Genomic DNA, 12,307 nt, shown 5'->3' with positions numbered 1-12,307 from the left:
GATACCCGTCCCCCGAAACCCCGTGACGACCGGGCGACGTGATCTCCGCACCCGGTCTGACTGTCATTCCCGCGGCGCCGGCGGTTCTTCTTCACGAAGTGCCGCATATCGCAACGATACACCCGTCCGGCCGGACGCAGCGTACCTTCGTCGGGTTTTGGTTAACCTAGCTGAACCTTACTGACCCGAAAAGCGGCTTTCGGGGCGTGCGCCCGACGAAGCGGTGCTCCAGAAGATTGATTCGGCGCGTTTTTCAACGATCCCAAGCATTTGAGCTATATCAACGGCCATTAACCTCGCCCTCACATGACGGGCAAGACTCCTGTCGCAAACCATGCGACATTAATCACGCACGGCAACCGCCAAGCGAAACGGCGGGAATGCGCCGCAGATGCATACAATCCAGGCTGGTGCGGCCAGGCTGGTGCGGCCAGGCTGGTGCGGCCAGGCTGGTGCGGGGCTGCATCCCGCGGGGTCTGCCGCCGGTCAACCATCGGGATGTGGGATGTTCGAGAACTTCACCTTTGAAACCTTCGCGCCGCATGTGGGCACCGAATTCCATGTGCGCCTGCCCCAGGGCAATCTGCCGCTGACCCTGGTGTCCGCCCAGCCCGGTATCCAGGCCATGTTGACCGGCCAGCGCCGCCTGGGCTTCAGCCTGATCTTCCGCGGCCCCCCCCAGATCTACCTGCCGGCCAACAGCTACGACATCGCCCATCCCCGGCTGGGGCTGCTGAAGATGATGTTCATCTGCCCGGTGATCGCACCGGTCGATCCGTCGACCGGGCGGCCGGTGCCGGGCAATCACTACGAAGCGATCTTCAATTGACGCCCCCCACTGATACCAAGGCCCACTGATACCAACGCCTGCCGAAACCACCGGCTGCGGCCCGGCCGGGCGACCGCATCGCCACGTCGCGACGACAGCCATGTCGACAACAAGACGGAACAGGACGAGGACGGAGACCGGATATGGACTCACCCTTCATCGCCAGCATCGTGACCTGGATGCCGAATTTCGCGCCCAAGGGATGGGCCTTCTGCCACGGCCAGATCCTCTCGATCGCCCAGAATCAGGCGGTGTTCGCGCTGATCGGCACCACCTATGGCGGCAACGGCAGCACCACCTTCGCCCTGCCCGACCTGCGCAGCCGCATCCCCGTCGGTACCGGCAACGGCCCCGGCCTGTCACCGGTTTCTCTGGGCCAGGCGGCCGGCAGCGAAACCCAGACCATGACCGATCAGACCCTGCCGGCCCATACCCATTTCGCCCTGCCCGAGCTGCGCCCGGCCCTGCCGCTGTCGACCGCCCCGGCCACGGCGCCCGATCCGGCCACCGGCGTGCTCGCCACCGGATCGGTCCGCATCGGCAGCGGCCCGGCCGCCCAGACCTTTCCGGTGTCGAATTTCACCACCGCTCAGGCCAATGCCGTGCTGCCGGTCACCATGCCGGGGGATCTGACCGCGACCCCCACCGGCAACTCCCAGCCCTTTTCGATCATGCAGCCCTATACGGCGCTCAACTTCATCTTTGCGATGCAGGGCATCTATCCGCCGCGCAGCTGACCGGTTTCCGCTGCGCAGCCGGGCCGGCACTGCTCCGGTCGCCATCCACGGGCCCGGTCGCCATCCACATGGTCTCCACCATCCATAAGGTTTCGGAAAGATGAACCCCTATATCGGACTCTGCATGCATTGGGCGCCGAATTTCGCCCCCCGCAACTGGGCCTACTGCGCCAATCAGCTGATGGCGATCAGCCAGAACACCGCACTGTTTTCGCTGATCGGCACCATCTATGGCGGTAACGGCATCCAGACCTTCGCCCTGCCCGATCTGCGCGGCCGCGCCGGCCTGGCCGCCGGCCGCTCGACCACCGGCACCATCTATGTCGAAGGCGAAGTCGCCGGCACCGACCAGACCACCTTGCTGATGACCAATATGCCGGCCCATACCCATGCGGTCAGCCCGGTCACCGGCACCCTGCCGGCCACCGCCACCCAGGCCGATACCAACGGGCCGGCCACGGGGCTCGCCTTCGGCACGGCGCACACGATCTTCGACAACGGAGGCAGCGAGATTTCAGCCCCGGTCAACGCCTATGCAGCCGGCCCGGGGGATGTCACCTCGGCGGCGGGGGCGTCCGGCGGCACGGTCACCTTCGGGGTGACCGGCCATACGGCCCAGACCCCGATCACCCAGCCCTATCTGGGCCTGAACATCATCATCGCCATGTACGGCATTTTCCCGCCGCGCAGCTGACCGGCCCCCGACGCGAAAACAGGAGAGAACCGATGGACGGAGTTTATCTGGGGGCCGTGTTCCTCTGGGCGCCGAGCTTTGCACCGCGCGGCTATACCTTCTGCAACGGCCAGTTGCTGTCGATCGCGCAGAACGACGCCCTGTTCGGCCTGATCGGTACGACTTTCGGCGGCGATGGCCAGACCACCTTTGCCCTGCCCAACCTGATCGGCCGCACGCCCCTGGGCGCGGGCCAGGGGCCCGGCCTGTCGAACTATGCCCTGGGCCAGACCGGCGGCAGCGAGACCGTCACGCTGACCGGCAATAATCTGGCCCATCACACCCATACCGTTACGGCAGAGCTGCAGGGCGCAATTCCGGTCGCCACCACCGACGCGACCGAGTCCGAGCCGGCCAATAACGTCGTCCTGGGCAATGGTAATTTCGTGCAGACCAATGCGCCCGGTTCCCCCACCCGGCCCGCCAATCTGTTCGTCGCCAAACAGGACCCGGAAGCGACCCTGCCGGTGCAGATGAACGGCCAGGTCGCCGTCGGCTCGTCGGGCATGAACGTCCCGGTCCAGATCATGCAGCCTTACGCGGTGCTGCAATACATCACCCCGCTCTACGGCATTTATCCGCCGCAGGGCTGATCGGGCGCCACACCGTCAACGACGCATCAGGGGGCACGCGGAGACGATCCGCGTGCCCCTTTTATTCGGGCCGAGCTGTTCGCCGCCATCAGCAGCCGTTTCGGCGACGACGGCGTCACCGATTTCGCCCTGCCCGACCGTCACCCCCGCCCCCTTCGGGCGCGCGATTCCTGGTCGCGCGCCCGCCTGCCCTGCTCTGCCCGACGAGAACATAACGGTTTCGTCTTGCGCCGCAAAACCATCGGAACAAGGCGCGTACAGGCACAGAATCATACACGTTTTCGGCGTGTTTTCGGGGCAATCGGCATCGGAGCAGGGGCAAGCATTGAACATTTTATTTAAATTTCCTTAAAGCGCCTGACATCCCGTGTGCTATACCTCACATGAAACTGCACAATTCACAAGAACAAGAAACATGTCTCGGCGCCATGCTGCATTGCAACATTTACAAAAGGTAAACGCCCGCACCGCAACCGGCCGGATGCTGAGTGACATATCATCGCACTGTGATCGACAGCCGCAGGCTGCAAGCCCCCGGCCGGCCTGATTTTCCTGATATACCCCTGATATGTTCCAAGTCCGGTTGTAATTACTCTCCTTATGGTTGTAGTCGTTTCGTATGAAACGGGAACATATCCGGAAAAGGACGGCGTCACATCATGGTTAACGCCGCATCCGCAAGCGACGGTCCGACCGGTGCAGAATGCCGGGGCGATCGCCCGGACTGGGCCGGACGGGCCCGGCTTCCGGTGAATGCGGTGCAATATTCACCCATCCCCGCCCCACCCTTTCGGTCAGGGCTCGTCGGGGTTCTCCCGCCCGGATCGCCATGCCCCACCCTGGGCGCGAACATCATCACCCACACCATCGAAACGCGATGGACATCTCCGGGCAGGCACCCTATAGTCGGGGTCGCAGCCCGGTCGTGCGATGGCGCGGGGGGATGTATGGGACGGAGGGCATGACGCGATGCCGCCGGCCCCACCGTACAGGTTTACCCGAACTTGTGTGGTGTAGATGCGACACCGACTTGAGCGCGGCGGACATGCGTCCTGCCGCGCTTTTTTCGTCGCCCCTCGGATATGCGGATCAGAAGCCGCTTTCGCGGATGGCGACGGCGATCACCCGGCGCCACAGGCTGGCGGCGAAGCTTTCCGCCGGTGCGTCGATCCGCACCATGCCCCGCAGGGCCAGCGTCTGGCCGGCGGGCAGCCCGGCGCCGGCATCGGGTTCCAGCCACACCCGATAGACTGCGCCGCGCGGCACGGGGCGGCGCTCGTGATCCAGCTCGGTGGCGATCGGCCCGCCATTCTGGCTGGCCAGGGCCGGCTGATCCAGGGCATCGACGGCCGTTTCGGACACGGCCGTCACCACCACCGGCAGCGGGTCGCGCGCGGGGTCGTCGGTCACGAACCGGCCGCGGGCGCCGACCTGCAGCCGCGGCAGATCCTCGCCCCGGACATAGGCCTCGATCCGCCCGCCCTCGGCGGCGACCACCAGCCCCAGCACCCGTGCGGGGGACACCCACAATCCCGGCATCAGATCGGCCGGCGGGTCGCGGAAGATGCCGTCCTGCGGCGCGCGCACCACCAGCCGGGCGCGCTCTGCCATCAGCCCGTCCAGCTCCGCCAGCCGGGCGGCCAGCCGCCCTTCCAGCACACCCACCTCGGCGGCGGTGGCGGCGCTGGCGGCCTGGCGCTGGATCAGCCTCTGGGTCACGTCCAGCTCCAGGCGGATCATCTCGATCTTCCGGTCCAGATCGGGGTTGTCGAGCACCACCACCGGCTGGCCGGCGGTCACGCGCGCCCCTGCCGCCACTGGCACCTCCACCACCCGTGCCGGTGCCGGCGGATGCAGCCGCGGGCTGGCCGATGCCTCCAGCATCGCCGGCAGGCCGATATCGCCCTGCCAGGGCACGAAGGCGAGCCCGATCAGCAGCGCCAGCACCGCCAGGCTGCGGGCCATGGCCCGGTTCATCCGCATCTCGTCCCTCGCCTTCCACCATTCGCCGATTTCGCGCAGCGCCGGCATCGCCAGGAACCAGCACACCTCCACCGCCGCCAGCATGATGCCCAGCACCTTGAAGAAGGCGTGATAGACCAGCACCGCGATGCCCAGGAACAGGAAGAACCGCCAGATCCAGGCGCCATAGGCATAAAGCAGCACGGCGTGGCGGGTGCGCGGCGGCAGCACTTCCGGCGGCTCGCGCCCCAGGCCGAACAGGGTTTCGCGCAGATGCCAGCGGGCCAGCGCGAAGCCGCGGCCCTGCAGGTTGCGCACGCCGATCAGATCCGACAGCAGGTAATAGCCGTCGAAGCGCATCAGCGGATTCAGATTGACCAGCAGGGTCATGAACCACGACACCGCCGCCAGAAAGAACACCGCCGAGCGTGCCGGCCCGTCGGGCATCATCGTCCAAAGAATGGTGGCGATTGCGGCGATGCCCAGCTCCACCGCCATGCCGGCGGCACCGATGATCAGCCGCCGGTGGCGTTCCGGCAGCCGCCAGGCGTCGCTGACATCGGTATAAAGCACCGGCATCATCACCAGCAGGGCGACGCCCATGGAATGCACCCGGCAGCCGAAGCGCTTGGCGGCCAGGGCGTGGCCCATTTCGTGCAGCACCTTGGCCACGACCATCGCCAGGCCGAACCACACCGCCCCTTCAAGCGTCAGGAAGCTGGTGAAGGTGTGCAGGAACACATCCCACTGCCGCCCGACCAGATAAAGCGCGACGGCGACCAGAGTGAGCAGGGTAAGCCCCGCCCCTTTGGAGAACATCATCCGGCCAAGCGGCGTCAGCCCGTCCAGCCACATATCGGGGCGGACCAGCGGCACGCGCACGAACAGATAATTGTGCAGCATCCAGGAAAAGGCGCTGCGCTTCGCGGCCTTGCGCTGGCGAAGATAGCTGCCGCTCATCCCCGGCTCGTCGCCCGCGACCAGATTGTTGGCGATCAGGAAACGGGCCAGCTCGTCCACATCGCTCAGCTCCAGCGGCAGGCGAGAGGCGGCCATGGCCCGGGCCAGAACCCTGTCGGGCATGCCCTGATCCCAGGCGCCCAGCAGCGCCACCGCCTGGGGCGACAGGCTGTAATAGCGCCCGCGCGCCGGATCCAGGATCGTCCAGCTGGGGCTGCCGTCCAGATCGGTGGGGCCCGGCAGCAGTTTCAGATCCTCGCGCAGCCGCGGTACCGGCTTGGCCTGCTGCTGGCCGCCCGCGCCGCCCCCGAACGAGATGGTCGGCCCCCCCGGCGCGCTGCCCTGAACGGATGCGACCATGGCCTAGAACCCGGTATGCTGGCGCAGCGCCGCCAGCGGCCTGCGGAACAGATAGAAGGCCAGCGGCACATCCGCGCCATAGACCTTGGCGGTGCCGCGCAGCCCCACCCTGGGCAGGGCCTCCCCCGCCGGCTGGTCCAGCCGGGCCTTCAGCTCATAGGCCAGAATGCCGCCCGGGGTCTGCTCAGCCGTATAGCTCAGGCTGGTCATCCGCCCGGCCACCGGCTCCAGCGGCCGGGCATCCAGGAACAGCTGCACCGGCGCGCCCGGCTCCAGCCGGATCGCCTCGCCCACCGGCAGTTCCACGCGGATCTCGGCCCGGGACGGATCGGCGATGGTCATGATCCGCTGGCCGGTCTGCACCGGCCGGCCGATCCAGTCGTCGGCGCGGGTGAACAGCACGATGCCCGGGCGTTCGGCACGCACCTCCACCCTGGCCAGGCGCTGTTCGGCATACTCCAGCTCCGCCTGGCGCAGCCGGGCGCGGGCTTCCAGCAGGGCGATCTGTGCGCCGGCATCGCGGTCGTTGAAGGCACCCTGGCGCGCGCGGCGCAGTTCGGCCTCGGCGATTTCCAGCGTGCGCCGTGCCACCGCCACCTCGGCCTGAAGATTGGTCGGATCAAGCGTCAGCAGCAGGTCGCCGGCCTCGACCCGCTGGTTGGGCTGCACCTCGATCGCCTGCACCACCCCGTCCAGCGGCGAGGCGACGGTCGCCGGATCGCTGGCCGACACCTCGGCCGGCGCCAGCACGCTTTGCGGCACCGGAATGAAGCCGGCGGCAACGGCGGCCGCCACCAGCCCCAGCACCAGCCAGCGCGGCCGCGGCAGCCGCCGCCGACCGGCACCGCGGCCGGCCAGCGCCAGCCAGGCATGGGCATAGGCATCGGCCAGCTGGGCGGCCAGCACCTGATCGGCGGGGGCGAAACCGGTATCGCGGGCCAGCCACAGCCAGCCGCGCACCTGGCCCTCGCGATCGGCTAGCGGGCAGAGCAGCGCATGGGGGGCGGCCAGCTCCGGCCAGGCCTCGGCCAGTTCCTGCGGCAGATCGGCGGGCGTCACCAGCCGCGGCTTCAGCAGCTCGGCCTCGGGCGCCGGCGCCGGTGCGGCTCCGGCCAGCGGCTGTGCCGCCGGTGCAGGCGCCGGCGCCGCCTTCAGCGCCTTCACCTGGTCGCGATGGGCGGCGGCCAGATGGCCCAGCACCCGTTCCAGCCAGGTGACATAGGGCGCCGTGCGCTCCACCCCCGGCACGTCCGACAGGGCGACGGGTTTCGGGCGGATCGCGCCCTCGGCAAGCGCCGCCTGGCGATAGGGCAGCAGACGGCGGGTTTCGTTGACGATCACATAGCGCAGGCTCTGCACATCCGGCGCGCGCCGGGCGGCGCGTTCCAGCGACAGCATGATCGAGAACAGGATCGCCGACCGGCCGCGCGCCGGATCGGCTGCCGCTCCCCCGGCGGCCACTCCACCGGCGGCAGATGCACCCGGCTTCGCCGCCGCGGCGGCCAGCTTCTGCAGATCGATCTTGGGCGGCTGCGGCCGGGGATCGGCGTTCATTTCGGCGTCCCTTGCGGCTTGGCCTGCGGTACGGGCTCGGCGGGGCCGGCGGGCCGTGCGGCAGGGTCGAAACGGGCGGTCCCGCTCATGCCCGGCAGCAGATCGGTCGGTTTCCCCTCGATCGCCGCCAGCACCGGCACGGTCTGCGACACCTGATCGACCCGGGCACCGATGGCGGTGACCTGCGCCTTGACCGTGCCGCCGGTCTCGTCGACCGCGAAATCGAACGGCATGCCGGGCACCAGCCAGGCCAGCCAGGTGGAGGGCACGATCAGCCGGATGCGCGGCAGCCCGTCCGAGACGATCGCCAGCAGGTCGTCACCGGCGGCGACGCCTTCGGCCGGCTGCGCCAGGCGGCGCACCACCCGGCCGGCATAGGGCGCCTCGATCCGGCAGCGTTCCACCGTGGCGGAACTCAGCCGGATGGCGGCCGATGCCTCGGCCAGCTTCGCCTCGGCCAGCTGCACGTCCAGCACGCCGATCGACTGAAGCTTCGCCAGGCTGCGGGCGTTGTCGAGTGCGGCCTTGGCCCCTGCCGCCTGGGCACGGGCCTGGGCCAGCTGGGCCTCGTAGAGCGTGCAGTCGAACCGCACCAGCAGGGCGCCTTTGGCAAAGTCCGCGCCTTCGGTCACCGGCAGATCGACGATCCGCCCGGCGATCTCGGCCGAAATCACCGCCTCCGCCGCCGGCTCCAGCACGCCGCGCGCGGCTTCGGGCGACGGCGCATCCGGCCCGGTCTTTACCGGCCCCGGCACCGGGGCGGCCGACAGGATCGGCGGCAGCTGGCGGGGCGCGGCCGTGGTTTCGCCCCCACCCGAAGACGCCCCACCCGCAGAAAGGGGCGGCAGCCCGGTCTGTGCCGCCGCAAGGGTTGCCATCGTCACCAGAGCCGCCGCCACCGCGGCTCCGGCCACCATCCGACGGGCCCGCATTGCGTTCCGAAGCTGCATTCCCTCAACCGCCCCTGACTGTTATTCCGGCGCCGTCCCTGTCGCCCGCGCGCCGGGTCAGCCTACGCCTGTTGGCGCAGGCGCGCCACGCCCCTCGGCCGCCATGGTCACTTCGCGGGCCCGGCCTTGCGGCCGGCCATATGGGTCAGATAGGCCACGATATGGTCGATATCGGCATCGCTCAGCTCGTCGGCAGAAAAGGCCGGCATCACCGATCCCGGCCAGCTGCGCACCGATTTCGTATTGCGGATCAATTTCTTCAGCGCTGCCGGCTGGACGTACTCGGTCGGGTTCATCGGCAGGTTCAGATCGGGGCCCAGCTCGGCCGGGCCGGCACCGTTGATCTTGTGGCAGGCGGCGCACTGCACCGCGAAGACCTGCTCGCCCTTCCGCTCCGGCGCATCGGCCGGCAGCGTCTCCGCCACCCGCATCGGCGGGAAACGGTCCAGCAGCGGCACGGTGGCGGTGAAGCTCGCCACCTGATAGGGCCATTGCTCCTGGGTCACCCCGCTCGCCGCCGCATTGGTCCACACCACATAGAACGGGCCCGGATCGGCATCCTTGTCGGGCAGGGTCGGCCAATCACCACCCGCCGTGGGGCCATCCGCCGTGGACAGCGCCAGCCAGGCCCGGGCGCGGTCGGGGCGGGTTTCCAGCACCAGGGCCGCCGGCAGCTGGGCTACGAAACCGTCCAGCGCCGCCACCTCCAGATGGTCGTCGGCCGCCAGGCCGTGATCGGCCAGGATCGGCGCCAGCGGCACCGCCTTGTAGCGCATGGGCCGGTGATAGGAGACATCGTCCGGCACATCGATCACGGTCAGATCGGGCCGCTTCAGCAGGGCCTCGCGATCCAGCGAAAACGCCCGGCCCTCGATCGTGAAGCTCACCGCCGGCACCTCGGCGGCATTCAGCCTGGCCGCCACCGGCGGCAGGCTCACCAGAGCCAGCGCCACGGCGATCGCCGCGACACCCGCCCGCACGCGTCTCGTCACATGTGCCATCACATCACCCCACCCATCACATCCCCTTTCCGGCCGTCGTCATCCCGTGCGACCGGTTGGGATGCAGTATGCACCAGTCCGGCTTTGTCGGCGCGTGGATTGAAGATCCTGCGTAAACACCGGTGGATGCCGGTCCGGTGTCGGATCATGGACCCTTGCGGACGAAGCGCTGTACCTGGCCGCCGATCCCCGGCAAGCTTGGCGGACCATCTTTCTCCGCACTGCGGACCCTGCGCCAGATCGGTTCCGACAATGACCACGACCCCCACCCCGCCCGCCGGCCCGGAGCCGGTCGGAACGCAGTCGCTCGCGGCCTCCAACCCGTCGCTAGACCGTCTGAAGGGCATCGGCCTGATGATCGTGGCGGTGGGCCAGTTCGTGGCCATGGACACCATCGCCAAACTGCTCTCGGAAACCCAGCCGGTGCCGCAGCTGGTCTGGGCGCGCTATGGCTTCCATCTGCTGTGGATGCTGCCGCTGATCCCGGTTTTCGGGCTCAGGCGGATGATCTCCACCCGCGTGCCCGGCCGTCAGCTCGCCCGTTCGGCCCTGCTGATCTCGTCGACCGTCTTCGCCTATCTGGCCGTGCACCGCCTGCCGCTCACCCAGCTCTATGCGGTGAATTTCACGGCGCCGCTGATGGTGACCCTGATGTCGGGGCCGCTCCTCGGCGAAGCGATCGGCCCGAAGCGCTGGGCGGCGGTGCTGCTCGGGCTGGGGGGCGCGCTCATCGCCGTGCGCCCCGATCCGGGCAATCTCGACCCCGGCATTCTTTATGCCTTCGCCATGGCGCTCAGCTTCGCGGTCTATCAGATCATCACCCGCCAGATCTCGCCCTATGACGGGCCGCTGGTCGGGCTGTTCTATGCCGCCCTGTTCGGCTTCACGCTCACCTCGATCGCGGTGCCGTTCTATTGGGCGCCGGTGGATGCCCGCACCTGGGTGATGATGGCGCTGCTCGGCCTGTTCGGCGCCTTGGGGCATCTGGCGCTGATCTCGGCGCTCCGCCTCGCCCCTGCCTCGCTGATCTCGCCCTTCAGCTACACCCAGCTGATCTGGGCGACCGCGGTCGGCTTCGTGATCTTCGGCCATCTGCCCGATCAGTGGACGCTGACCGGGGCCGCGATCGTGGTCGCGGCCGGGCTCTATCTCGCTTTCGGGGAACGGCTCAGGCTGCGCCGGCGTTGAAGGGGCAGGCCATCTTCAAGGAGCCCCGAGCCGTGAGCGTGCCAGCCAGTCCCAGCACCGATACCGCCCGCCTCGCCGGGATCGTCGACCGCAACCACGAGACCGCGATCGACTTCCTCTCCGAACTGGTGCGCACGCCCTCCGACGCGCCGCCCGGCGACTGCACCGCCATCGCCGAGGTCACCGCCGGCTGGCTGGAGACGCTGGGCTTCGAGGTGGAGCGCGTGCCCGTGCCCGAAGCGGCCTTCGGGGCCGTCGGCGTCGCCGCCGCCCCCAACCTGATCGTGCGCGCGGAATTCGGCCCCGGCCCCACCATCGCGCTCGTGGCCCATGGCGACGTCCCGCCGCCGGGCCATGGCTGGTCGGTCGAACCCTATGCCGCCGTGGTCCGCGGCGGGCGGATGTATGGCCGGGGCGCCGCGGTCGCCAAATCCGACATCGTCGCCTATGCGCTGGCGCTCAGGGCGATCAGACAGGCCGGCCTCAGCCTCGGCGGCACGATCGAGCTGCATCTGACCTGGGACGAGGAAAGCGGCGGCGAGGTCGGGCCGCCGCTGATCCTGGAGCGGCGGAAAACCCGGCCCGATTTCGCGATCTGCTCGGGCGGCTCTTACGCGGTCGGCACCCGGCAGAACGGCTGTCTGCATCTGGAGGTGACGGTGGAGGGCCGCTCCGCCCATGCCGCCCGGCCCGAAAGCGGCGCAGATGCGATCGAGGCGGCGCTGCGGATCATGCAGGCGGTCTACGAGTTGCGCGACCGGCTCGCCGCCGACGGCGGTCCGCCGCTGGTGATCGGCAGCCTTGCCGCCGGCACCAACCCCAACATGGTCGCCGACCGCGCCCGCTTCGTGATCGACCGCCGTATCACCCCCGATGAAGATCCCGAAGCGGTGGAGGCCGAGCTGATCCGCCTGGTCGAACGGACCGGCGCCGGGGCCGGTGCGCTCAAGACCCACTGCACGCGCCTGCTGCTCGCCCGCCCCCTCACCCCCGTGGGCGACATCGCCCGGCTGTCGGCAGCGATCCGCCGCGCCGCCACGCGGGAAATGGGCGAAGAGGTGGTCGAGAGCAGCTCGGCCCTCTATTCGGATGCCCGCCACTACGCCGCCGCCGGCATCCCCACCGTCACCTATGGCGCCGGCCCCCGCGACCCCGAGGACGCCCACGGCCACCGCGCCGATGAACGCATCACCCTCGACGACCTCCGCCGCGCCACCCGCATCATCGCCGCCGCCCTGGTCGAGCTGCTGCCGGTGGGGGCGAGAAATGCGGGAAGGAAGAGCTGATCCGCCTTGAAACCGACCAATCTGGTATCACCCCAGGGGAATCGCATTTGAAAATCCCGGGTAGCGGAATGGTCAAAGATGGATTCTTTATTCGGTTCCAAGGAGGAACCGATGCCATCTCTGATCACCATCCTGCGCCAAGTGCCCGACCCGC

Annotated in this window: 10 protein-coding genes; 6 read left to right on the top strand and 4 right to left on the bottom strand. The window is 68.8% G+C overall.

The window, feature by feature from the left end; translation table 11 throughout:
• Positions 1-505 precede the first annotated feature (505 nt).
• From WI697_RS23960 to WI697_RS23945, 4 genes are all read left to right on the top strand, one after another.
• On the top strand, positions 506-829 hold the full coding sequence (locus tag WI697_RS23960; protein ID WP_062769940.1) for a DUF6916 family protein: 324 nt from the start codon (positions 506-508) through the stop codon (positions 827-829).
• A gap of 143 nt (positions 830-972) precedes the next feature.
• Entirely contained in the window at positions 973-1,566 is a 594-nt protein-coding gene (locus tag WI697_RS23955) for a phage tail protein (RefSeq protein WP_345960196.1), read from the top strand.
• A gap of 100 nt (positions 1,567-1,666) precedes the next feature.
• On the top strand, positions 1,667-2,260 hold the full coding sequence (locus tag WI697_RS23950) for a phage tail protein (RefSeq protein ID WP_345960195.1): 594 nt from the start codon (positions 1,667-1,669) through the stop codon (positions 2,258-2,260).
• A gap of 32 nt (positions 2,261-2,292) precedes the next feature.
• Positions 2,293-2,892: a phage tail protein gene (locus tag WI697_RS23945; protein ID WP_345960194.1), complete on the top strand. Its 600-nt coding sequence runs from the start codon at positions 2,293-2,295 to the stop codon at positions 2,890-2,892.
• 1,089 nt (positions 2,893-3,981) lie between these two features.
• On the opposite strand, the gene WI697_RS23940 is transcribed toward WI697_RS23945, so the two are convergent.
• The 4 genes from WI697_RS23940 to WI697_RS23925 form a co-directional block, all read right to left on the bottom strand.
• Positions 3,982-6,174 carry a site-2 protease family protein gene (locus tag WI697_RS23940; protein WP_296710123.1) on the bottom strand — a complete coding sequence of 731 codons (2,193 nt, stop codon included), beginning with the start codon at positions 6,172-6,174 and terminating at the stop codon, positions 3,982-3,984.
• 3 nt (positions 6,175-6,177) lie between these two features.
• Positions 6,178-7,728 (bottom strand): efflux RND transporter periplasmic adaptor subunit, encoded by a 1,551-nt coding sequence (locus WI697_RS23935; protein WP_345960193.1) that lies wholly within the window; start codon positions 7,726-7,728, stop codon positions 6,178-6,180.
• Positions 7,725-8,645, bottom strand: coding sequence for an efflux RND transporter periplasmic adaptor subunit (locus WI697_RS23930; protein ID WP_231889548.1), 921 nt, complete (start codon positions 8,643-8,645; stop codon positions 7,725-7,727). Before WI697_RS23930 ends, WI697_RS23935 begins: the two co-directional genes overlap by 4 nt.
• Before the next feature lie 140 nt (positions 8,646-8,785).
• A complete protein-coding gene (locus WI697_RS23925; protein ID WP_345960192.1) occupies positions 8,786-9,679 on the bottom strand; it encodes a c-type cytochrome in 894 nt (297 codons plus the stop codon).
• Positions 9,680-9,931: 252 nt separating this feature from the next.
• On the opposite strand from WI697_RS23925, the gene WI697_RS23920 reads away from it, so the two are divergent.
• Positions 9,932-10,867, top strand: a complete 936-nt coding sequence (locus WI697_RS23920; RefSeq protein ID WP_345960191.1) for a DMT family transporter — start codon at positions 9,932-9,934, stop codon at positions 10,865-10,867.
• Between the two features lie 32 nt (positions 10,868-10,899).
• Positions 10,900-12,153, top strand: a complete 1,254-nt coding sequence (locus WI697_RS23915) for a M20/M25/M40 family metallo-hydrolase (protein WP_345960190.1) — start codon at positions 10,900-10,902, stop codon at positions 12,151-12,153.
• Positions 12,154-12,307 lie beyond the last annotated feature (154 nt).

The organism is Tistrella mobilis (assembly GCF_039634785.1).
Classification (GTDB): Bacteria; Pseudomonadota; Alphaproteobacteria; order Tistrellales; family Tistrellaceae; genus Tistrella; species Tistrella mobilis.
Note: the sequence above shows the minus strand (reverse complement) of the source record. Positions and strands in the feature narration are given on the sequence as shown.

Excerpts from the sequence above, each read along its gene's own strand:
- WI697_RS23920 (WP_345960191.1), top strand. The coding sequence starts at position 9,932 with ATGACCACGACCCCCACCCCGCCCGCCGGCCCGGAGCCGGTCGGAACG.
- WI697_RS23955 (WP_345960196.1), top strand. The coding sequence starts at position 973 with ATGGACTCACCCTTCATCGCCAGCATCGTGACCTGGATGCCGAATTTC.
- WI697_RS23950 (WP_345960195.1), top strand. The coding sequence starts at position 1,667 with ATGAACCCCTATATCGGACTCTGCATGCATTGGGCGCCGAATTTCGCC.
- WI697_RS23930 (WP_231889548.1), bottom strand. The coding sequence starts at position 8,645 with ATGGTGGCCGGAGCCGCGGTGGCGGCGGCTCTGGTGACGATGGCAACC.
- WI697_RS23945 (WP_345960194.1), top strand. The coding sequence starts at position 2,293 with ATGGACGGAGTTTATCTGGGGGCCGTGTTCCTCTGGGCGCCGAGCTTT.
- WI697_RS23960 (WP_062769940.1), top strand. The coding sequence starts at position 506 with ATGTTCGAGAACTTCACCTTTGAAACCTTCGCGCCGCATGTGGGCACC.
- WI697_RS23940 (WP_296710123.1), bottom strand. The coding sequence starts at position 6,174 with ATGGTCGCATCCGTTCAGGGCAGCGCGCCGGGGGGGCCGACCATCTCG.
- WI697_RS23935 (WP_345960193.1), bottom strand. The coding sequence starts at position 7,728 with ATGAACGCCGATCCCCGGCCGCAGCCGCCCAAGATCGATCTGCAGAAG.
- WI697_RS23925 (WP_345960192.1), bottom strand. The coding sequence starts at position 9,679 with ATGGCACATGTGACGAGACGCGTGCGGGCGGGTGTCGCGGCGATCGCC.